The following is a 19,064-nucleotide window of genomic DNA, read 5'->3' on the forward strand; positions in this document are numbered from 1 at the left end:
TAGCTTGCAGAGATTGAGCGAGGCTTAACGGAGCGTTGGTGGTCCTGCGGCAGCGCAGCCAGCGGCGCAAGCCAGCTGCATATCAGAAAGCGCCATGCGCCATTAGTTGTTTTGGCTGAGCACGAGCGTCACCACCTTCGGCTCGACTCGTTGCAGACATCGTTCCGGAATATTGGGCCACATCGCCTTGGCGCATCCCTCTTCGCCTGGCGCCGGCGCCAGCGAGAGTTCTGAGCTACGGGCTTCCTCGGCGGTCGTAAGGAAGACCTGTGTAGCCAGCGCGGTCGCCATGGATACCTGGACGAGGATAAGGGCGTAAGCGAAACTTCTGATCATCCGCTCGAAACGCTGAATTCGCGAGCTGGTTCCAATGGCCTGCCCACCGGGTAACCACGATCGCGATTTTTGGCTCCTCGCAGTGAATTTTGCCATTCAATACCGGCGGATGTTGAACGAAGTACGCGTCTTGTCCTTGGCCGCCTTTCCAGAATACGACGCGTACTCGCGAAAGGTGCCGATGCTCGTCCCTTTTTCGCGAAGGTTGACGCTAGCCGCGCATTGATGGCCAGCAGTCGGGGTCGGTTCCGGTAGGGCGCGCGCCGGCATTCATCGCTGATCCGGTGCCGCTTGAACGTCCGCTCTTGACACCCTTGAAACTAGAGGCCCCCGAATTCGCCTCCGAATGTCAGTAATTGCGAGAGCGCTTCGGGCAATCCCGGAAAGAGCAATCCCACTTCAATCGCGATTACCGCGAGGACTTGGAGCAGGACGATGCGAGCGAGGCTGGAGCGGAACGGCTCCTTGCGCGTCTTGTGCCGGATCGTCTTTTGCGCGATCACAGTCCCGATGCTACCGCCAATGATGGCGAGTGTAAGAAGCGTCGACTCTGGAATGCGTTGGGCACCGTTTTTGGCCATAGCCTTGTCGAACGACATGGTGGTGTAAGCCAGCAAGTTTACCGCGACAGCGTAGCCGATGACCCCGATTGCAAACTGCCCCGGCATGCGCTCCTCCACCTTCGGGCCAGTATAACCTAAGCCCGCTAAATCATCGGATGGCAACGGGCCCATCTAAATGGGCTATCTGAAACGTCGTCATGGTGACACGAAGTGACCGATGAGCCTGTCGAGTTCATCCTGCGTCGGGCGCCTGTCGCGCTGATGGGCTTTCCAACCACGCGAAGCCTCTTCAGGGCAATACGCGCGAGATCAACCGGTTCGACCTTGACGGGCAGACCGTGCACCGCAGCGGCATGAGCCAGAATGAGTTTTACAAAGCCAATGTCGATGCCGAGCGTCATCGGTCCGGCACCTTGGGCGGCCCGGTCGCGACCAAAACGAATGAGCCGTTCGCGATCAAGGGCAGCTATGTTGCACTTCCCCAGATGTCTTTGGAGCATATCGAGGGCTGCGGCCTTGGAGCGGCGAGGGGACTTGCCTACATCGCACATGTCGTCGATATGAAGGTCGATGGGTTCGCCGAAAGTTTTCAGGCGCGCTATACGGACTTGGTCGGCGTCTCACCGCGATCGACTTGGCGCTCGGTTTAGGTTGCCCAGCGCCTGGCGTCGTCTCGGCGCAGAAAGGTCTCGCTAACGTAGCGACCCTTGCGACGTACTTGGACACGCCATGAACCGGACGAGAGTTTTGTGTAGGTGGCCATTTTCTCGTGTGCGCTCCGTGTGCACTGAGAGATCGAAACGTGGCGAAAAGGGTCGTATTCTGGCGTAAATTCGCGTGCACTCGGGCTGCTCTAACGATTTGATGTTAAAGAAAAAATGCTGAAAAATCAAGATCATAGACTGGCTATTGCACCCATGATGGACTGGACCGACCGGCATTGCCGGTTCTTCCACCGCCAGTTGACGCAGCGTGCGCTGCTCTACACCGAAATGGTGGTGGCGGACGCTGTCATCCATGGTGCGCGCGAGCGGCTGCTTGGTTTTGACGAGACCGAACATCCGGTGGCACTGCAGCTCGGCGGCTCCGATCCGCAAAAGCTGGCCGAGGCGGCGCGCATCGGCGAGGGCTTCGGCTACGACGAGATCAATCTCAATGTCGGCTGTCCGTCCGACCGCGTCCAGTCCGGCACGTTCGGCGCCTGCCTGATGAAAGTGCCTGACCTCGTCGCCGATTGTGTGGCGGCGATGAAGGCGGCGGTGAAAATCCCGGTGACGGTCAAATGCCGCATCGGCGTCGACGAGCAGGATCCGGAGCCCGCGCTCGACGCGCTGGCCGACGGCGTTTTCGCGGCCGGCGCCGACGCGCTGTGGGTGCATGCGCGCAAGGCTTGGCTGGAGGGTCTGAGCCCGAAGGAAAATCGCGACATCCCGCCGCTCGACTATGACAGGGTCTATCGCCTCAAGGCGGGAAAATCGAACAAATTCATCGGCATCAACGGCGGCGTTCAATCGCTCGAAGAGGCGGCTCGCCACCTCGATCATGTCGATGGCGCCATGCTTGGCCGCGCCGCCTACCACACGCCAGGCATCTTGGCCGGCGTCGACGCGGCATTCTACGGCGACAAGGCCGGCGCCTACGATTTTGCCGCGCTGATCGACACGATGGCCGACTACGCCGCGCGGCATATCGAGCAGGGCGGGCGGCTCGGCCACGTCACCCGCCACATGGTCGGGCTGTTCCACGGCCTGCCGGGCGCGCGCCGCTTCCGGCAGATACTGTCCACCGACGCGACGAAACCCGGCGCCGGACCGGATGTGCTGAAGGCAGCGTTCGCTGCCGTCGATTTCGACCGTGTTGAAAAGGCCGCTTAAGCAGTTCAGTCGCGCAGAATCATCCGGTCGCCGCGCACGTCGAAACCCGACAGGGAACCGATGAAGTTCATGCCGAGCAGGCTCTGGCTGAGCGCGCCGGGCGCGGCGACCATCACCTGCATGTTCTTGCGCACGATGCCGCCGATCGCCAGTTCGTCGGTGCGCACCGAAGCGGCGCGTGCCATGCCATTGGCGGTCGAGACCGGGACGGTGAAGCTCAGCGCGGCCGGATTGAAGCCGGCCGCCTGCGCGTCTTCGGCGGTGAGCACTGTACTGGTCGCGCCGGTATCGACGACGGTGCGGATCGGCGCGCCGTTGATCGTGATGCGGGCCTCGAAATGGCCGCTGTCGGCCTTGTCCAGGGTCACGGTGGCATGGCCGTCCTCGACGCCGAGCGCCAGCGGGCTGCCGGGAACGAGGCCCGCCGTCACCCGGCTGGCGAAATCCTGCAACTCGTAGCGGTACTGGTAGCCGGCGACGAGCGCCAGCACGATCAGGGCCCACGTGCCGAGATTGCGGGCCATGACGCCGAGCGGCCTGCCGGACCGGACAAGGCCGGCGCTGACGAGCAAGCCGATCGCCCCCAGCCAGACCAGACGGCTGAAATCGTAATTCTCGATGCCGAACGTGCTGCCGGCGTCGTTGTTGATCATCAGCAGCACCAGCCCGAGGCCGATTGCCGCCATCACGATCCAGAACAGTCGGTTCATTGGACCTGCCGCCTCAAGAGAGGACGTCGCGCTCGCGCGCCATGCGGCTGCGGCGTGTTTCCCGGCGCGGCCGGCGCTCGACCGTTTCCAATCGGGCCGGCAACTCGGCCATGACGCTGCGGCGTACCTCCGGCGTCATCCCCATCCAGGCGCCGATTTCATCGCGCGTGCGGCCACAGCCGAAGCAGAAGCCGGTTTTCATGTCGATCGAACAGACCAGGATGCACGGGGATTCGATGGCCGTCATGACTTTCTCTTGAAGGTTCCGTCCGGAATCCCTCGTTCCATCTCCACATGGTGCAACGGCAAAGCCAATGCAAGCCCTTCGGAATGCGGCGCGGGCAACCGCTTTCGCGCCAATGTCGAGGGGAGTTGTGCCGGCCGGGCAAGGCGGTTATGCCGCTGATCAACCACAGGGAATGATCAGGACCGACATGACCAGCGCGCTGCCCTTCGACGACTTTCGCAATCTGCTGGCGAGCCTGCCGCCTGCCGATACAGTCGCGGAAAACAGGGTGCGCACCCTGTTTTCCAAGGCCGACAAGCCGAAAGCCTCGCTTGGACGTATCGAGGACATCGCCGCCTGGCTTGCTGTCTGGAGCGGGCGCGCCCCGCCGGCGGTGAACCGGCCCCTAGTGGCGATCTTCGCCGGTAACCATGGCGTGACCCGCCACGGCATCTCGCCGCGCCCTGTCGCTGCGACCGCAAACGCCGTTGAGCTGTGCGCCGCCGGCGGTGCGGCAATCAACCAGATTTGCGTCGCCAACAATCTTGGCCTCAAGGTGTTCGATCTGGCGCTGCACATTGCGACCGCCGACATCACCGAGGACGCCGCCCTCGACGAACGCGGCTGCGCCGCCACCATGGCCTTCGGCATGGAAGCCATTGCCGGTGGCTCCGATCTGATTTGCCTCGGCGATCTCGGCGTCGGCAACTCCACCGTTGCGGCGGCTTTGTGCGCCGCCCTGTTCGGTGGCAGCGGCGCCGACTGGGTCGGCCCCGGCTCCGGTGCCGACGCGGCCATGCAGGCGCGCAAGGCTGATGTAGTCGATGCAGCCGTCGCCTTCCATGGTGCGGCTCTGAAGGACCCGTTGGAAGCACTGCGCCGGGTCGGTGGCCGCGAGTTTGCGGCCATTGCCGGCGCCATCCTCGCCGCCCGGATGCAAAAAATCCCGGTGCTGCTCGACGGCTTCGCCGCGACCGCTGCCGCTGCCGTGCTGCATGCCGCCAACCCGGGTGCGCTCGACCATTGCCTGCTGGCCAGCCAGTCGCCCGAACCCGGCCAAAGGCTTGCCGCCGAGCGGCTCGGCCTCGGGCCGCTGTTCGATCTCGGCATCAGCCACGGCGAAGGGGTAGGGGCCGCCCTTGCCGCCGGTCTGGTCAAGGCGGCGGCGCTTACCAGTTCGGGCATGGCGGCGGCGGTCAAAGCCTAGAACAAGCTGTCAACGTCGGCGGGCCGCCGCCACGGTCTTGGTTGGCAGCGCCGGCAGTTCCTCCATCACTCGGGCGAGCGGGAAGATGGCGATTGCCTCGGTGCCTTCGCGCAATTTCGACTGAAGTTCGAATTCGCCGCCATGCATGGCGAGCAGGCCCTGCACAATCGGCAGTCCGAGCCCGGTGCCCTGTTCGGCGCTCTTGATGGCGATCGAGCCCTGGCCGAAGGCGGACAGCACGATCGGGATTTCGTCTTCCGGTATGCCCGGCCCATTGTCCTTGACCGAAATGTACTGGCCGCCGCCCGCCGTCCAGCCGACGCGCACGCGAATTTCGCCGCCGGTGGCGGTGAATTTGATGGCGTTGGACAGGAGGTTGAGCGTGATCTGCCGCACCGCGCGCTCGTCGGCGAACAGCCGCGGCAGGGCACTTTCGAAATCCTGGACGATGCGGATGTCCTTGTTGCGCGCCTTCAATTCCATCATGTGGCAGCAATCTTCGGCGATGTTGAGCAGCATCACCGGCTCTTCGTTGAGCTGATAGCGGCCGGCCTCGATGCGCGACAGATCAAGGATTTCATTGATCAGGTCGAGCAGATGCTGGCCGGAATCGTGCACGTCGCGGGCGTAGTCGCGATAGGTGGGGTTGCTCATCGGCCCGAGCACCTCATTGGCCATCACCTCGGAAAACCCGAGAATGGCGTTGAGGGGTGTCCTCAGCTCATGGCTCATAGAAGCAAGGAAGCGCGACTTCGCCAGATTGGCGTCTTCGGCCCGCCGACGAGCTTCGTCCGACATTGATTTCGCTGTCTCCACCTCGGCGAGCAGCGCGTCCTTTTCGGAGCGGAAGGACAGAAGTATCAGCGACGAGCGGTTGAGATGGCGCGCGATATAGGCAAAGAACGGCAATGCCGCGACCAGCAGGGCGACCATGATCGTCCCGACCGGCACCCAAAATTTCGTTTCAGCATAGGCATAGACCGCCACCGGAACGACGAAGGTGGCAAGCAGAGAGCCGCGCAAGGACGACGCCATGATAGCGGTCGCCGCCATGGCCAGCAGCAGCACCACCGCCTTGGCGGCCTGGAACTGGTCGATCTGGCAGGTGGCGCAGCCGAGCCATGCGAACCACGCCCAGCCGAGGCCGCACAGCGAATGTCCGATCAGGAAATCCCTGCGGGTGTGAACAGGATTGAGCTCGGCGGCTTCGGTGCGCTCGACGCGGCGCGCCATGAAGGCGACGATCGAATAGCAGATCAGGGTGAACAGCGCCCAGACGCTGATCTGTTTGTCCACACCGGCCAGCAGCCCGGCCGCCGCGACCGCCAACACCAGCAGTGGGATGACGGCTGCGCCGCGCACCATGGTCCCGGCATGCAGCTTCAGCAGTTCACGGTCGAAGTCGAGATTGCCAACCTGCTGCGAAAGACGGTCGCGCGTCTTGCGCACCGCGCGCGCCACATCGCTGTTGCGGTGCGGTTTCCGGCGGTCCACAATGAATTTATCCGCTGTGTTCGAGCGTAGCAGAGGCATGGAAACTTCGATTTATGCGCGCAGCGATCTCAATTCGTTAAGCTACGTTCGAATGATTAAGAGACTGTTTGCCATATGAGCCGTTCGTGGTCGCCAAGGCCGCGCCGGCGATACTATCCGCCGCCGCCGCGAAGCCTGTGGCGCAAGCTGCTGGATTACGCGCTGACGGTCATTCTGCTCGGCCTGCTGATCCTGCTCGCCGCACGCCTCGACCGTTTCGAGACGCGCAAGGCGGAAGGGGTGGCGATCGTCAACGATGGCGATTCACTCACTCTTGGCACCGAACGTATCCGCATGCGCGGCATCGACGCTCCGGAATACCAGCAGATCTGCCGTAGGGATGGCGCAGACTACGCCTGCGGCAGGCTGGCGCGCCAGGCGCTGGTGCGGCTGATATCAGGAAATCCGGTGACCTGCAGCGGCTGGCAGCGCGACCGCTACGGCCGCCTGCTCGGCGATTGCAAGGCCGGCGGCAAGGATCTCAACCGGGCCCAGGTTGAGGCCGGCTGGGCCATTGCCTATGGCGATTTCGACACCGAGCAGGCCATTGCCCGCGCCGGCAAGGTTGGCATCTGGGCCGGCACGTTCGATGAGCCGCAAGACTGGCGCGAAAGCCACCACGGCGGCCCGCTCGAAAGAAAGCACGGCACCCTGGCTTCGGTCGGTGACGCCTTGCGAGAGATGTTTCGCTTCTGGTGACGAGCACTATAGTTGAAGGACCAGATCGGGAGGATAAGCATGAAACTGTTCGACGGCGGCCGCGCCCCCAATCCGCGGCGCGTGCGGGTTTTCCTCGCCGAAAAGGGCATCGCAGTGCCGCTGGTGCCGGTCGACATGGGTGCGATGGGGCACAAGCAGGAGCCGGTCAGGTCGCGCAACCCGCTGCAGCGGCTGCCGGTGCTCGAGCTCGACGGCGGTACCATCCTCACCGAATCCGTCGCCATCTGCCGCTATTTCGAGGAACTGCATCCCGAACCGGCGCTGTTCGGGCAAGGCGCGCTCGGCAGGGCCAAGGTCGAGATGTGGCAAAGGCGCATGGAGTTCAATCTGCTCAGCTGCGTCGCCCAGGCTTTTCGCCACATCCATCCGGCGATGAAGGAATGGGAAATTCCGCAGATCCCCCAATGGGGCGAGGCCAACAAGGCGAAAGCGGTCGAATTCCTGAAACTGCTCGACCCCGAACTGGCAAACCGCGAATTCGCCGCCGGCGACGCCTATTCGATCGCCGATATCACCGGCATGATCGCCATGGATTTCATGAAACCGGCGCGCATCAAAGTGCCGGACGAGTGCACCAACGTGCTGCGCTGGTACAGCGCCGTCTCGAGCCGTCCGAGCGCTTCCGCCTGATGGAGGCGGAACTCGAACGCTTGACGGCAAAGGTCCGCGCCTGCCGCATCTGCGTCGACACTCCGGTCGGCAGGCCACTGCCGCACGAGCCGCGCCCGGTGCTGCTGCCATCATCCAGTGCCCGCATCCTGCTCGCCGGCCAGGCGCCAGGCACAAAGGTGCATTTGTCGGGCATGCCGTTCACCGACGCGTCCGGCGACCGCTTGCGAAGCTGGCTGGGCGTGACAAGCGAGGAATTCTACGACACGGATAAATTCGCCATCGTGCCAATGGGGTTCTGCTTCCCCGGCCAGGACGCCAAGGGCGGCGACCTGCCGCCGCGCCGAGAATGCGCGCTGGCCTGGCGCGCGCCGCTGATGGCGCTGATGCCGCAGATCGACCTCGTTTTGACAATCGGCTCCTACGCGCAATCCTGGCATATGGGCGCCACGCGCCGGCCGTCGCTGACCGAAACCGTGAAGGACTGGCGCACCATCTGGGATGCGCCGGCCAGCCTGAAAGTGCTGCCGCTGCCACACCCGTCATGGCGCAACTCAGGATGGCGGAAGCAGAATCCATGGTTTGAAATGGATTTGCTGCCGTTTCTGAGATCGGAAATCCGCTATCGCATAGATTAGACTTTAAGCAAGATATCGCTCGCTTTTGTGCCATCCGGCAGAATTTCTTTCTTGTGAAAGGTCGAAATAAGAGGGAGTATAGCCAATCTATTCCCAAAGCGCGTCGCGCCCGAGGGAACGCGGCCTGCACCAGGAGCACCTCAATGGATCGCCTCGACAGAAAAATTCTCCGCCTCCTGCAGGAGGACGCGACGCTCGCGGTTGCCGATGTCGCCAAGAAAGTCGGCCTGTCGACGACGCCGTGCTGGCGCCGCATCCAGAAGCTGGAGGAAGAGGGAGTCATCAAGCGGCGCGTCGCCATTCTCGACCACGAAAAGGTCAATGTGCGCGTCACCGTCTTCGTGTCGATCCGCACCAATTCGCACAGCCATGAATGGCTGCGGCGTTTCTCGGAAGTCATCCAGGAATTTCCCGAGGTGGTCGAATTCTACCGCATGAGCGGCGACGTCGATTATCTCTTGCGCGTCGTGGTGCCCGATATCGCCGCCTATGACGCCTTCTACAAGCGGCTGATCGCCAAGATCGAGATCCGCGACGTGTCGTCGTCCTTCGCCATGGAGCAGATCAAGTACACGACCGAAATGCCGCTCGACTACATGCTGCTGGACAAGGAATCCGGCGCCAACGCGGCCTGAGCGCGGTTGTCCGTGACTGGGCGGTGACGCTGCACAAGCCGGCGGCGCTTAGTTTTTCTTTTTGTTGAGGAAACTCCAGGGCGAGTTGACCGGCAGCGTGATCGTGTCCGGCACCGTGTCGACTGCCACCACATCGGCTTTGCGTACGGTGTAGCCGGACTGGATGATGCTGACGCCGTCGAGAATGAACAACTGGCTCTTCTCCAAGCCGGGCCGCAAGGCGCCGGTCACGGCAACCGACTCATAGGCCTGCGACATCTTGTAGGGACGGGCCGGCGTCACCAGCACGATCTGGTTGGGCGGCGGCGTCGGCATGTGGCTGCAAGCGCCTGTCCACGGCACCAGCAGGAACTGGTAGACGAGGTCGCCATCGCGGTCGACCGGCAATGCATAGCCGGCTAATTGTACCATCTTGTCCTGCAGGTTGAGCGACAATGTCTCGCCACGATCGGGCAGTTTTGCCGCAATCATCGGCAGGCCGGCATCTTCGGCCACCGCCTGCGTCGCAGGACGCAGATCTTTCCAGAAGATGTGCGCGGTTTGGCCTGAGGCGTTGGTAGCGGTGAACACCAACAACGCGGCTGCAAGCGCCAAGGTCGATTTGAGAGGACTGCTCATCGGCCGCTTCCTTTGTGCAGGAGTAAAGACGCCGCGGCCGATCGCGTCAACGCTCGAGCCGCATCACATGTCTGCGAGAGCCGGCCATGCCGACCTCATGGAACCCGCGAGCGATGAACACGCCGCGAAACCCCATGAAACGGTAGCTCGGCGATGCCTCGTCGACCGGGTAGGCCTCGATCACGCCGGCGCCCTTGGCAAAGGCGTGATCTATGGCAGCGTCAAGCAGCGCTGCCGCCAGCCCGCCGCCGCGCAGCGCCCTTGGCACATAGAAGCAGACGATCGACCAGATGCCGGTCTCGTCATCGTCCTGTTGCGACGTCAGCTTCCGATAGGTCTGGCGCGGCGCGACCGAGCACCAGCCGACGGTCTTGCCGTCAATCTGGGCCAAGATTCCCACCGGCGTACCGGCCTCGACAAGCGCCATCATGGCCCGTTTCAACTCGGCGTGCTGGACATGCTCGCGGCGGCCGGGCAGGGGCCGCCAGGCCATGCACCAGCAATACTTCGGACCGCCTTGCGCTTCGAAGAGGCCTTCGAAATCGGCGCGCGTCTGCCGCGTCACCTCGGTGAACCGGACGTTGGCTAGGTCAGCCTTTTCTGGCGGCGATCCGCTCGACGATCTTGGCATTGGTGAGTTCCCGTACGGCGTCCTTGCCAATCCAGCGCGCCGTCTTGTCGGCCGACTGGGCCAGTCGTTCGGCCACGGCAAGGGCAGCGCCGTGCATCTCCAACGATCGCTTGCCGATCGAACGAAGCGCCCAGTTTGCCGCCTTCTTCACGAAATTGCGGCTGTCGGCGGCATGCGCTTCGATGATCGGCAGGAAGCCGAGGAAAGTCGCCACCGGCTCCTGCTTCCGGTGCACGACGGACCACGCCATCATGGCAAAGGCCGTGCGTCGAACGAACTCGCGCTCGTCCGCCGCGAACTCTTCAATCAGCTCCTTCCAGGCGTCCGTGTCGACGAAGAGATCGGAGACGCCGTCGACGATATCCCAGGAATCGAAGGACGCGGCCCATTGTCGTGCATCCGCGGCTGAGAAGCGCTTCGGGTCGGCCGTGACGGAAGCGATGAACTGCGCTTCCATGATGCCGGTCTGCCAAAGTTCGAAAGCTCGCTCGTGGTTGCGCTTGATCTTTTTGGCGATCTGCCGCTGCATGCCATGCGAGATGCCGAGCGCGCGCTCGGTCTTGATACCGTAGCGCAACATGCCGCGGCGATTGTCCTCCGAGCCGATCGAGCGCAAATGGGCGACGATCTCATCGGCGCTCGATTGGGGCGAAAGCTCGGCCATTGCGAACGCTTATTTTTCCAGGCGCGCCAGCAAGGACGAGGTGTCCCAGCGCTTGCCGCCCATCGCCTGCACATCCTTGTAGAACTGGTCGACAAGGGCGGTCACCGGCAGTCTCGCGCCATTGCGGTCGGCTTCATCGAGGCAGATGCCGAGATCCTTGCGCATCCAGTCCACGGCAAAGCCGAAATCATATTTACCGGCATTCATCGTCTTGTGGCGGTTCTCCATCTGCCAGGACCCGGCAGCGCCCTTGGAGATGACTTCGATGACCTTCTCGATGTCGAGCCCGGCCCTCTTGCCGAAGTGGATGCCTTCGGCCAGTCCCTGCACCAGCCCGGCAATGGTGATCTGATTGATCATCTTGGTGAGCTGGCCGGCGCCCGACGGCCCCATCAGCCCGACCATCCGGGCAAAGGCGTCGATGACCGGCCTGGCCTTGTCGAAGGCAGCCTGCTCGCCGCCGACCATCACCGTCAGCACGCCGTTCTCGGCGCCCGCCTGCCCGCCGGAAACCGGCGCGTCGAGGAAGGAAAAGCCGGCCTTTTCAGCGGCGTCGGCCAGTTCGCGCGCCACTTCGGCCGAAGCGGTGGTGTTGTCGATGAAGACGGAGCCTTTTTTCATCGCGGCGAAGGCGCCATCGGCCCCGGTCGTCACCGAGCGCAGATCGTCGTCATTGCCGACGCAGGAGAAGACGAAATCCTGGCCCTCTGCGGCGTCCGCCGGCGTCAAAGCAAGCTTGCCGCCATGCTGGGCCACCCATTGTTCCGCCTTCGCCGCGGTGCGGTTGTAGACGGTGACGTCGTGGCCGCCTTTGTTCCTGAGGTGCCCGGCCATGGGATAGCCCATCACGCCAAGACCGAGAAATGCCACAGATGCCATGGGTTTGCCCTTCAGACGGAACGGAATTGTCTTGGACAGCTCTAGGCTCTACGCGCCATTCGTCAAGACGCGCATGAGCCGATCGACTGGTACAGCCGAACGCTCAGCGGATCAGATGAATGGTGATCCGTCGCTCGATCCATTCGACGCCGTGGCGCAGGATCTCGACCATCACCAGATAGACGATGGCGACCCAGACATAGGCCTGGAAGTCGAAGGACTTGGCGTAGGCCAGCTTCGCGTTGCCCATCAAATCATAGACTGTGATGATGGCAACGATGGCGGAGGCCTTGATCATCAGGACGAGTTCATTGCCGTAGGGCCGGAGCGCGACGATAAACGCCTGCGGCAGGATGACCTTGCGCAGCGTCTGCAATTTGTGCAGGCCGAGCGAAGCAGCGCCCTCCCATTGGCCCCTCGGAACACTTTCTATGGCGCCGCGCAGGATCTCGGCCTGGTAGGCGGCGGTGTTGAGCGCGAAGGCGAACACACCGCAATTGAAGGCGTCGCGGAAGAACCACCACAGTCCGACGGATTCGAGCTGCACCCGGAACGAGCCCAGGCCGTAATAGACGAGATAGACCTGGACCAGCAGCGGCGTGCCGCGGAAGAAGTAGACGTAGCAATAGGCCAGGACGGACAGATAGCGGTTCTTCGACATGCGGGCATAGGTGACGGGCAGCGAAAAAAGCGCGCCGAGCACCATCGAGATGGCCACCAGCGCAAGCGTGGTTCCCAAGCCCTGCAGATAGGCCGGCGCGTATCTGGCGAAGAATTCGCCATTCCAAGCGTAAACCAGATAGACGGCGATGCCGATGCCGAACAGGATCCAGAAGCCGACCAGCGCGTAGCCGACGATACGGGCCCGCGGCCAGCCTCGCGCCCGTGGTGGTGGCTTCTCGATGTCGACGGCGGCGCGCGTCACGACGCTCATCGTGCCTCCCTCCTCCCGAGCGAACGCAGGATGAAGCCGGTGGCGATCGACGACAGGATGGCAAGGATAAGGAACACCATCGCCGCGACGCTGTAGAACAGGAAGGAATGTTTGGTGACACGGGCCGCCACGCCGGCGTTGCGCAAGGTTTCAGCCAGGTTGACGACCGACACCAGGGCCGTGTCCTTGAGCAGGCTCAGCCAGCAATTCTCAAGGCCGGGGAAGGCGATGCGCAGCAGCTGCGGCAGGATCACCTTGCGCATCGTCTGCCATTTCGACAGCCCGATCGCATAGCCGCCCTCATACTGGCCCTTCGGAATGGCGCGAAAGGCCGAAAGGAAGACTTCGCTGGAATAGGACGAAAAGATCAGCGACAGCACGATCATGCCGGCGAGGAAGCTGTCGACATCGACCGTCGCTTCCGGCCTGAACAGACGGATGACATACTGCAAGAGGATCGGCATGCCGAAGAAGAACAGGAAAAGCGTCACCAGTTCCGGCAGTCCGCGAAACACCGTGGTGTAGATGTTGGCAGCCACGCGAAGCGATGGCTCTTCGGATTGTTTCGCCCAGGCGACGAAAAAGCCGATCGTCAGGCCGATCGGCAGTGTCGCCAGCGCGAGCGCAATGGTGACCAGTGCGCCATAGGCAATATCGTCAATCCAGCCATCGGGTCCCCAAGTGAGAAGTATCCATATGTTCTGGCTTGGCATTGACGGGTCTTGTCTCCACTTCTGTCAGGCCAAGGCGGCAGGAGGAAACTTCCCCTGCCGCCTTGTTCAGACGATCAGGACTCGGCGCCGAAGACGTCGAACTTGAAGTACTTGTCGTTGATTTCCTTGTACTTTCCGTTGGCGCGGATTGCGTCGATGGCGCTGTTCAACTTGTTGACCAGATCCGTCTCGCCCTTGCGCACGGCGATGCCGGCGCCCGGTCCAAAGATATCGACCGGCTGCGGCGAAGGCTGGCCGAGAATCTTGCAGCAGGCGCCATCAGGCGAATCCAGGAACTGTTGCAACACGACGATATCGTCCTCGATCGCGTCGAGACGGCCATTGGCGAGATCGGCCTGCTCTTCGGGGCTGCTCGGATAGCCCTTGACCGTGCTGTCCGTATAGGTTTTCGAGGCATAATTGAAATGCGTCGTGGTGGTTGCGACGCCGATGGTCTTGCCGGCCAGGTCTTCCTTGGTCACGCCCTTGAGGGTCGAATCCTTGGGTACCGCGATCGCCGACGGCGTGTTGTAGTATTTGTGGGTGAAGTCGACCTTCTCGGCGCGCTCCGGCGTGATCGACATCGAGGCGACGATGGCGTCGAACTTGCCGGCCTGCAGGGCCGGAATGATGCCGTCCCAATCCTGGGCGACGAAGGTGCACTTGACCTTCATCTCGTCGCAGAGCGCCTTGGCGATGTCGATGTCGAAGCCCACGAGCTGGCCGTCGGAGGTCAGGTTGTTGAATGGGGGGTAGGCGCCTTCGGTGCCGATTCTCAGGGTCGTTTCCTGAGCCTGGGCGACGCCGAGCGTCAGCAGCGCAGCCGATGCGGCGAGCGCGATACGCAGTGCAATACGCATGATAGTCCTCTCTTTATGGCTCCCGGCCGTCGTTCCGGAACGGCTCTGTGGGGCGGTGCTTTTGACCGCCCGCTGGCGCGATACTCCCACTGTTTTCGGGAGAAAAGCAACTGCAAAACCGTTGCTTGCGGGATTTGCGGGTCCAGCCAATGCCGACGCCGGGTTAATGCATGTCGCCCAAAAGTGCGCAGCGGTTTTGGGACGACGACATGCATAAATAAAACAACCTGAAGCGTCGCATGAGGCCGTTCAGGCGCGACGCGCTTAGACAATGCAACGGCTGAAGAGGGCGGCTGACCCGGGCGAGGGCAGGGGCCTCAAGGTTTGAGGCCGGTCATGCGCTCGATGAAGTCGGCTATCCCTCCCGAGTCGTCGAGATCGAACACAGGCAGGCTTTCGCCGGTAACCGCGAAGTCGGCGGCAATCGCCACGATATGTCCGTCGTTGGCCGACAGCGGCGAGCGGTCCTTGGCCTCCCGCCGCCGGGTCTCGATCTTTTTGTGCGCCTCGCGCTTGTAGCCTTCGACCAGCACGATGTCGCACGGGGCCAACCGCGACAGGACCGTCTCCAGCGTCGGCTCGTCCTCACCGCGCAATTCATGCATCAGCGCCCAGCGTTTGCCCGACACCACCGCGACTTCGGTGGCGCCCGCCTGGCGGTGGCGAAAGCTGTCGGCGCCAGGCTTGTCGATGTCGAACTCATGATGGGCGTGTTTGACCGTCGACACCGTCCAGCCGCGCCGGACGAGCTCTGTGACCAGCTTCTCGGTCAGTGTGGTCTTGCCGGAATTCTTCCAGCCGGTGATGCCGAAGATGTTCATGGGCCGATGCTCTGCAACAGACGCTCGGCCACCGCAAGGTCGTGCGGTGTGTTGATGTTGAAGAACGGGTCGATCTCGTCACTGCCGTGGGCCAGCAACGGAAATTCCACTTCGACACAGTCGTGCCGCTCGATGAAGGCGGAGACGCGCCTGTTGTCCTCGTCGATCAGGAAATGACGCAAGGCCTCACGCAGCCCGAGCGGCCACAGCGCGAAGGTCGGATGCTGCCGGCCGCCGGAACTGGCAACCGCAATCGAGCCTGGTCGCTCGTCAACAGCCGCAGCCAGCCTCACGACCAGGTCCACCGGCAGGAACGGGGTGTCGCCGGCGGCCGTCGCCAATGCCTTGAAAGCGGTATTCGCTGCCGCCCATTCGAGGCCGGTGAGGATTCCGGCAAGCGGTCCGGCATAGCCTTCGACCATATCGGCGAGAACCGGAAGACCGGCCGCGGCGAAGCGCGCCGGGTCACCATTGGCGCTAAGCGCCAGCGATCCGACCTGCGGCGCCAGGCGGGCAACGACATGGTCGAGAAGCGGACGCCCGCCAAGCGCCAGCAAAGTCTTGTCGCCGCCGCCCATGCGCCGTGACAGGCCTCCGGCCAGGATAATTCCTGCAATGTCTTGGCTCATGGCCAAACTATATGCCGTCCGGCGCCATGTCGGGTCCAGCGCTTTCGGCTGCGGGTTTTTGCCGGCCGGCGACCCGCTCGCGATAGAGCGCGTAGAGGCCGGAGCCGATGATGATGGCGGAGCCGAAGATCATCGGCAGGTCGGGAACATCGCCGAAGATGATGAGGCCAAGCAGCATCGACCAAAAGAGGGCGGTGTAGCGGAATGGCGCAATGAAGGAGATGTCGCCGGCCCGCATTGCCATGATGATGAACTGGTAGCCGATCAGCACCAGCACCGCCGCCAATGCCAACAGTGCCGTGCCTTTGCCGGACATCGGCGTCCAGCCACCCATCGGCGACAGCAGCACGGCGCCAACGATGGTCATGGCGATTGCCGTTGCCGTCGACACCAGCAAGGTCGGGATAGCCCTCGGGATGCGCTTGGTGGCGAGGTCACGTACTGCGCAACAGGCGACGCTGACGAGTGCGTACAGCGAATAGACGCTGAAGCCTTCGAAGCCTGGCCGCACGATGATCAGCACGCCGCCGAAGCCGACGGCGATCGCCAGCCAGCGCCGCCAGCCGACCGCTTCGCTGAATACGAGTGCCGCCCCCATCGTCACCGCCAGCGGCAGCGCCTGCAGCACCGCGGAGACATTGGCGATCGGCAGATGCGCCAATGCGACAAGGAAGGCGACGGTGGCGCCGGCCTCGGCGACCACGCGAAGCGCCACCAGCGGCTGCAGCATCGAGCCCGGCCGTGCGAGCGCACCTTGCTGCCAGGCGAGCAGGCCGACCAGCAGCGACGCAAAGGCGCCCCGCACCAGCATGACTTGCGCCATGTTCATCGATTCCGACGAGAACTTGGTAATGGCGTCGTTGAGGGTGAAGCCGATCATGGCCACCATCATGCACAGCGCGCCGCGAATGTTTGGGGAAAGAGGCAAGGGCGTTACCGGTTTTGCAAGAGCAATTCCAGGAAAAGTGTGAAACGGTTTTCCGTCCGGAATTGCGTGAAAACAAAGAATAAAGCGGTTCGACGTTTCGGCGAAACGGTGAACCGCTCAAGCCTGTAGCAGCCGGCGGCAAGACAGCAACGTCAAAGAAATAGGCCAAGGATTTTCACCCGTGGCCAATAGAAATCCCTGAGAGGGCTGGCTGGATGACCAGCAGGCTCATTTCGGCGTCAGCACCTCGGTGCCGCTGCCGTTCTTGCCGGCGATGGTCCACAGGCCGTGCAGCGAGCCGTCATCCTCTACCTTGTAGACGACAAGACCGATTTCCTTGCCCATGACATAGCCGGCGGAAAAGGCATCGTCGTTGCGCATGCAGATGCCGTCCGACGATGATCCGCCGGTCTCCCAATGGATGGTACAGGTGGTCTCGCTGGTCAGCGTGATGGTGGCTTCGCCGCCATATTTCGAGCCGTCGAAATTGGTGCCCGCGACGGTGTAGCTGCCACCGATGGACTGTGCTGCTGCCGGCGCGGCGGCAAACCCAAGCATTGCAAGAGAAAGTAAGAATGTGCGCATGTCGTATTCCCCCAAACCGAGCGACGAGCCGCTATGTCCAGGAATCTAGGCTCGAACGCGCTTGCGGTAAATCCGCCAGCTATATGCGCATGAGACTTTTTCTGGTGTGTGTCCGAAAAGCTCACGGTCCTTTGAGGCTGCCGGCAATGGCGCCGACCAGCGGATCGTATTTCGCTTTAACGGCCGGCGGATAGTCGATCCGCACGGTGCGGATGACGCCGTCCTTGCCGAACAGGCGCCGTTCGTAAAAAATCTTGCCATCCTTCAGTCCCGACAGCACCGCCCAGTTCTTGCCGGTCTTGCTGTAGCTGATCTGGTAGCCCGCTTCCTTGATTGCCTTCTCCTCGGCGACGAAGCTCTTTGGGGTGTCGTCACTGACGTTGAAAATACCGGAGCAGATCAGGCTGGCGCCGTCGGCGCTGAGCCACTGCTGTCCGTCGCCATTGTACGGCTCGGGCTGGCGATCGGTGAAGATGTCGTCGGGAAAGGTGCAGACCGTGCCAAAGCGCGCATTGGTGTAGGTGAACGGCGCTGCATTGGCGCTGCCTGCCGCGATCAGTGCAACTGCCAATCCAATGGAAAGACGCTTCATTCGATGTCTCCAGCCGACAATGGGAGACATTCCTTGCACCAATCGCGGAGAAAATCAGCCGCCGGTGACGCTCATATGTCTCGACACCGACGGGCGGCTGGTGCGGCGGTCGATGATGAAATCATGGCCTTTCGGCTTGCGGCCGATCGCTTCGTCGATGGCAGCAGCGACCAGTTCGTTGCCTTCGGACGCACGCAGCGGGGCGCGCAGGTCGGCGGCATCCTCCTGGCCCAGGCACATATAGAGCGTGCCGGTGCAGGTCAGCCGCACGCGGTTGCAGCTTTCGCAGAAATTATGCGTCATCGGCGTGATGAAGCCCAGCCTGCCGCCGGTCTCTGCGACATGGACGTAGCGGGCCGGACCGCCGGTCTTGTAGGGGATGTCGCTCAGCGTGAACTGGCGCTCGAGCGAAGCGCGCAGCAGCGACAGCGGCAGATACTGGTCGGTCCGGTCGACGTCGATCTCGCCCATCGGCATGGTTTCGATGACGGTCAAGTCCATGCCGCGGCCATGCGCCCAGCGCATCATCTCCGGCAGCTCGACGTCGTTGAAGTCCTTCAGCGCAACGGCGTTGAGCTTCACCTTCAGCCCCGCCGCCTGCGCGGCATCGATGCCTTGCATGACCTTGCCGAGATGGCCCCAGCGGGTGATGGCGTGGAACTTGTCGGCATCGAGCGTGTCGAGCGAGACATTGATGCGCTCGACACCGCAATCGGCAAGCTCGGCGGCAAAGCGCGACAGCTGCGAGCCATTGGTGGTCAGCGTCAACTCTTCCAGCGCGCCGCTCTTCAAGTGCCGCGACAACTGGCGCACCAGATGCATGATGTTCTTGCGCACCAGCGGCTCGCCGCCGGTGAGGCGCAGTTTGCGCACGCCCTTTTCGATGAAGACGGTGCAGAGCCGGTCGAGTTCCTCGAGCGACAGCAGGTCCTTTTTGGGCAGGAACGCCATGTCCTCGGCCATGCAATAGGTGCAGCGGAAATCGCAGCGGTCGGTGACCGACACGCGCAAGTAGCTGATCGTGCGACCGAAGGGATCGATCATGTCCATGCGTTCAAGCGTTTCCAATGCTGCGAGTGGTGCCGTTATATACGGCTATGTGATACGATCCAACCCGCCATTCAAGATAGCCGCTCTCGATCTTTGGTGACATTCCCCG

General features: G+C 62.7%; 25 protein-coding genes. 7 read left to right on the forward strand and 18 right to left on the reverse strand.

What is annotated here, in order from left to right; all coding sequences use genetic code 11:
• Positions 1-102 precede the first annotated feature (102 nt).
• Entirely contained in the window at positions 103-432 is a 330-nt protein-coding gene (locus AC3EMP_RS21490) for a hypothetical protein (protein WP_352842921.1), read from the reverse strand.
• 224 nt (positions 433-656) lie between these two features.
• Entirely contained in the window at positions 657-1,004 is a 348-nt protein-coding gene (locus AC3EMP_RS21495; protein ID WP_352670632.1) for a DUF1294 domain-containing protein, read from the reverse strand.
• Positions 1,005-1,252: 248 nt separating this feature from the next.
• Here AC3EMP_RS21495 and AC3EMP_RS21500 point away from each other — a divergent pair, with 248 nt between their 5' ends.
• On the forward strand, positions 1,253-1,549 hold the full coding sequence (locus tag AC3EMP_RS21500) for a hypothetical protein (protein ID WP_023726601.1): 297 nt from the start codon (positions 1,253-1,255) through the stop codon (positions 1,547-1,549).
• A gap of 228 nt (positions 1,550-1,777) precedes the next feature.
• The gene (gene dusA, locus AC3EMP_RS21505; RefSeq protein ID WP_023726600.1) at positions 1,778-2,773 is read left to right on the forward strand and encodes a tRNA dihydrouridine(20/20a) synthase DusA; all 996 of its coding nucleotides are present in this window, start codon (positions 1,778-1,780) and stop codon (positions 2,771-2,773) included.
• A gap of 5 nt (positions 2,774-2,778) precedes the next feature.
• Here the strand turns inward: dusA and AC3EMP_RS21510 are convergent, their stop codons facing one another.
• Both AC3EMP_RS21510 and AC3EMP_RS21515 read right to left on the reverse strand, forming a co-directional pair.
• Complete coding sequence (locus AC3EMP_RS21510) at positions 2,779-3,483, reverse strand: TIGR02281 family clan AA aspartic protease (protein WP_023726599.1); 705 nt, start codon at positions 3,481-3,483, stop codon at positions 2,779-2,781.
• A 13-nt stretch (positions 3,484-3,496) separates the two neighbouring features.
• Positions 3,497-3,730: a DUF1289 domain-containing protein gene (locus AC3EMP_RS21515; protein WP_023824914.1), complete on the reverse strand. Its 234-nt coding sequence runs from the start codon at positions 3,728-3,730 to the stop codon at positions 3,497-3,499.
• Between the two features lie 187 nt (positions 3,731-3,917).
• Here AC3EMP_RS21515 and AC3EMP_RS21520 point away from each other — a divergent pair, with 187 nt between their 5' ends.
• The gene (locus AC3EMP_RS21520; RefSeq protein WP_488494738.1) at positions 3,918-4,916 is read left to right on the forward strand and encodes a nicotinate-nucleotide--dimethylbenzimidazole phosphoribosyltransferase; all 999 of its coding nucleotides are present in this window, start codon (positions 3,918-3,920) and stop codon (positions 4,914-4,916) included.
• 9 nt (positions 4,917-4,925) lie between these two features.
• On the opposite strand, the gene AC3EMP_RS21525 is transcribed toward AC3EMP_RS21520, so the two are convergent.
• Positions 4,926-6,449 carry a sensor histidine kinase gene (locus AC3EMP_RS21525; protein WP_023690732.1) on the reverse strand — a complete coding sequence of 508 codons (1,524 nt, stop codon included), beginning with the start codon at positions 6,447-6,449 and terminating at the stop codon, positions 4,926-4,928.
• 75 nt (positions 6,450-6,524) lie between these two features.
• Here AC3EMP_RS21525 and AC3EMP_RS21530 point away from each other — a divergent pair, with 75 nt between their 5' ends.
• The 4 genes from AC3EMP_RS21530 to AC3EMP_RS21545 all read left to right on the forward strand — a co-directional run bounded on the left by AC3EMP_RS21530 (position 6,525) and on the right by AC3EMP_RS21545 (position 9,051).
• The gene (locus tag AC3EMP_RS21530; protein ID WP_023726596.1) at positions 6,525-7,148 is read left to right on the forward strand and encodes a thermonuclease family protein; all 624 of its coding nucleotides are present in this window, start codon (positions 6,525-6,527) and stop codon (positions 7,146-7,148) included.
• 39 nt (positions 7,149-7,187) lie between these two features.
• Entirely contained in the window at positions 7,188-7,799 is a 612-nt protein-coding gene (locus AC3EMP_RS21535; protein WP_023669015.1) for a glutathione S-transferase, read from the forward strand.
• Positions 7,799-8,416, forward strand: coding sequence for a uracil-DNA glycosylase family protein (locus AC3EMP_RS21540; RefSeq protein WP_023669014.1), 618 nt, complete (start codon positions 7,799-7,801; stop codon positions 8,414-8,416). Before AC3EMP_RS21535 ends, AC3EMP_RS21540 begins: the two co-directional genes overlap by 1 nt.
• 143 nt (positions 8,417-8,559) lie before the next feature.
• Positions 8,560-9,051 (forward strand): Lrp/AsnC family transcriptional regulator, encoded by a 492-nt coding sequence (locus tag AC3EMP_RS21545; RefSeq protein WP_023669013.1) that lies wholly within the window; start codon positions 8,560-8,562, stop codon positions 9,049-9,051.
• Positions 9,052-9,099: 48 nt separating this feature from the next.
• Here AC3EMP_RS21545 and AC3EMP_RS21550 read toward each other — a convergent pair whose 3' ends face one another.
• The 13 genes from AC3EMP_RS21550 to moaA form a co-directional block, all read right to left on the reverse strand.
• Positions 9,100-9,669 (reverse strand): DUF3299 domain-containing protein, encoded by a 570-nt coding sequence (locus AC3EMP_RS21550; RefSeq protein ID WP_023669012.1) that lies wholly within the window; start codon positions 9,667-9,669, stop codon positions 9,100-9,102.
• A gap of 46 nt (positions 9,670-9,715) precedes the next feature.
• Positions 9,716-10,300 (reverse strand): GNAT family N-acetyltransferase, encoded by a 585-nt coding sequence (locus AC3EMP_RS21555; protein WP_023669011.1) that lies wholly within the window; start codon positions 10,298-10,300, stop codon positions 9,716-9,718.
• Positions 10,260-10,964, reverse strand: a complete 705-nt coding sequence (locus AC3EMP_RS21560; RefSeq protein WP_023710489.1) for a DNA alkylation repair protein — start codon at positions 10,962-10,964, stop codon at positions 10,260-10,262. Before AC3EMP_RS21560 ends, AC3EMP_RS21555 begins: the two co-directional genes overlap by 41 nt.
• Before the next feature lie 9 nt (positions 10,965-10,973).
• Positions 10,974-11,843, reverse strand: coding sequence for an NAD(P)-dependent oxidoreductase (locus AC3EMP_RS21565; RefSeq protein ID WP_023726595.1), 870 nt, complete (start codon positions 11,841-11,843; stop codon positions 10,974-10,976).
• A 103-nt stretch (positions 11,844-11,946) separates the two neighbouring features.
• Positions 11,947-12,777, reverse strand: coding sequence for an ABC transporter permease (locus AC3EMP_RS21570; protein WP_023688511.1), 831 nt, complete (start codon positions 12,775-12,777; stop codon positions 11,947-11,949).
• Positions 12,774-13,490 (reverse strand): ABC transporter permease, encoded by a 717-nt coding sequence (locus AC3EMP_RS21575; protein WP_023669007.1) that lies wholly within the window; start codon positions 13,488-13,490, stop codon positions 12,774-12,776. Before AC3EMP_RS21575 ends, AC3EMP_RS21570 begins: the two co-directional genes overlap by 4 nt.
• 74 nt (positions 13,491-13,564) lie before the next feature.
• A complete protein-coding gene (locus AC3EMP_RS21580; RefSeq protein WP_023688509.1) occupies positions 13,565-14,350 on the reverse strand; it encodes an ABC transporter substrate-binding protein in 786 nt (261 codons plus the stop codon).
• Positions 14,351-14,667: 317 nt separating this feature from the next.
• Entirely contained in the window at positions 14,668-15,171 is a 504-nt protein-coding gene (gene mobB / locus AC3EMP_RS21585; protein WP_023714210.1) for a molybdopterin-guanine dinucleotide biosynthesis protein B, read from the reverse strand.
• The gene (gene mobA / locus AC3EMP_RS21590) at positions 15,168-15,800 is read right to left on the reverse strand and encodes a molybdenum cofactor guanylyltransferase MobA (RefSeq protein WP_352597222.1); all 633 of its coding nucleotides are present in this window, start codon (positions 15,798-15,800) and stop codon (positions 15,168-15,170) included. Before mobA ends, mobB begins: the two co-directional genes overlap by 4 nt.
• A 7-nt stretch (positions 15,801-15,807) precedes the next feature.
• A complete protein-coding gene (locus AC3EMP_RS21595) occupies positions 15,808-16,728 on the reverse strand; it encodes a DMT family transporter (RefSeq protein ID WP_352543587.1) in 921 nt (306 codons plus the stop codon).
• Positions 16,729-16,956: 228 nt separating this feature from the next.
• Positions 16,957-17,313 carry a hypothetical protein gene (locus AC3EMP_RS21600; RefSeq protein ID WP_023669002.1) on the reverse strand — a complete coding sequence of 119 codons (357 nt, stop codon included), beginning with the start codon at positions 17,311-17,313 and terminating at the stop codon, positions 16,957-16,959.
• 121 nt (positions 17,314-17,434) lie between these two features.
• Positions 17,435-17,905 carry a hypothetical protein gene (locus AC3EMP_RS21605; protein ID WP_023726592.1) on the reverse strand — a complete coding sequence of 157 codons (471 nt, stop codon included), beginning with the start codon at positions 17,903-17,905 and terminating at the stop codon, positions 17,435-17,437.
• A 54-nt stretch (positions 17,906-17,959) separates the two neighbouring features.
• A complete protein-coding gene (gene moaA, locus AC3EMP_RS21610) occupies positions 17,960-18,955 on the reverse strand; it encodes a GTP 3',8-cyclase MoaA (RefSeq protein ID WP_352711848.1) in 996 nt (331 codons plus the stop codon).
• Between the last annotated feature and the right edge of the window lie 109 nt (positions 18,956-19,064).

Source organism: Mesorhizobium sp. P160219 (genome assembly GCF_057786095.1).

Bases quoted from the DNA above. Each gene is read 5' to 3' on its own strand.
- AC3EMP_RS21490 (WP_352842921.1), bottom strand. From the start codon at position 432: ATGGCAAAATTCACTGCGAGGAGCCAAAAATCGCGATCGTGGTTACCC.
- AC3EMP_RS21495 (WP_352670632.1), bottom strand. From the start codon at position 1,004: ATGCCGGGGCAGTTTGCAATCGGGGTCATCGGCTACGCTGTCGCGGTA.
- AC3EMP_RS21500 (WP_023726601.1), top strand. From the start codon at position 1,253: ATGAGCCAGAATGAGTTTTACAAAGCCAATGTCGATGCCGAGCGTCAT.
- dusA (WP_023726600.1), top strand. From the start codon at position 1,778: ATGCTGAAAAATCAAGATCATAGACTGGCTATTGCACCCATGATGGAC.
- AC3EMP_RS21510 (WP_023726599.1), bottom strand. From the start codon at position 3,483: ATGAACCGACTGTTCTGGATCGTGATGGCGGCAATCGGCCTCGGGCTG.
- AC3EMP_RS21515 (WP_023824914.1), bottom strand. From the start codon at position 3,730: ATGACGGCCATCGAATCCCCGTGCATCCTGGTCTGTTCGATCGACATG.
- AC3EMP_RS21520 (WP_488494738.1), top strand. From the start codon at position 3,918: ATGACCAGCGCGCTGCCCTTCGACGACTTTCGCAATCTGCTGGCGAGC.
- AC3EMP_RS21525 (WP_023690732.1), bottom strand. From the start codon at position 6,449: ATGCCTCTGCTACGCTCGAACACAGCGGATAAATTCATTGTGGACCGC.
- AC3EMP_RS21530 (WP_023726596.1), top strand. From the start codon at position 6,525: ATGAGCCGTTCGTGGTCGCCAAGGCCGCGCCGGCGATACTATCCGCCG.
- AC3EMP_RS21535 (WP_023669015.1), top strand. From the start codon at position 7,188: ATGAAACTGTTCGACGGCGGCCGCGCCCCCAATCCGCGGCGCGTGCGG.
- AC3EMP_RS21540 (WP_023669014.1), top strand. From the start codon at position 7,799: ATGGAGGCGGAACTCGAACGCTTGACGGCAAAGGTCCGCGCCTGCCGC.
- AC3EMP_RS21545 (WP_023669013.1), top strand. From the start codon at position 8,560: ATGGATCGCCTCGACAGAAAAATTCTCCGCCTCCTGCAGGAGGACGCG.
- AC3EMP_RS21550 (WP_023669012.1), bottom strand. From the start codon at position 9,669: ATGAGCAGTCCTCTCAAATCGACCTTGGCGCTTGCAGCCGCGTTGTTG.
- AC3EMP_RS21555 (WP_023669011.1), bottom strand. From the start codon at position 10,300: ATGCCAAGATCGTCGAGCGGATCGCCGCCAGAAAAGGCTGACCTAGCC.
- AC3EMP_RS21560 (WP_023710489.1), bottom strand. From the start codon at position 10,964: ATGGCCGAGCTTTCGCCCCAATCGAGCGCCGATGAGATCGTCGCCCAT.
- AC3EMP_RS21565 (WP_023726595.1), bottom strand. From the start codon at position 11,843: ATGGCATCTGTGGCATTTCTCGGTCTTGGCGTGATGGGCTATCCCATG.
- AC3EMP_RS21570 (WP_023688511.1), bottom strand. From the start codon at position 12,777: ATGAGCGTCGTGACGCGCGCCGCCGTCGACATCGAGAAGCCACCACCA.
- AC3EMP_RS21575 (WP_023669007.1), bottom strand. From the start codon at position 13,490: ATGCCAAGCCAGAACATATGGATACTTCTCACTTGGGGACCCGATGGC.
- AC3EMP_RS21580 (WP_023688509.1), bottom strand. From the start codon at position 14,350: ATGCGTATTGCACTGCGTATCGCGCTCGCCGCATCGGCTGCGCTGCTG.
- mobB (WP_023714210.1), bottom strand. From the start codon at position 15,171: ATGAACATCTTCGGCATCACCGGCTGGAAGAATTCCGGCAAGACCACA.
- mobA (WP_352597222.1), bottom strand. From the start codon at position 15,800: ATGAGCCAAGACATTGCAGGAATTATCCTGGCCGGAGGCCTGTCACGG.
- AC3EMP_RS21600 (WP_023669002.1), bottom strand. From the start codon at position 17,313: ATGCGCACATTCTTACTTTCTCTTGCAATGCTTGGGTTTGCCGCCGCG.
- AC3EMP_RS21605 (WP_023726592.1), bottom strand. From the start codon at position 17,905: ATGAAGCGTCTTTCCATTGGATTGGCAGTTGCACTGATCGCGGCAGGC.
- moaA (WP_352711848.1), bottom strand. From the start codon at position 18,955: ATGGACATGATCGATCCCTTCGGTCGCACGATCAGCTACTTGCGCGTG.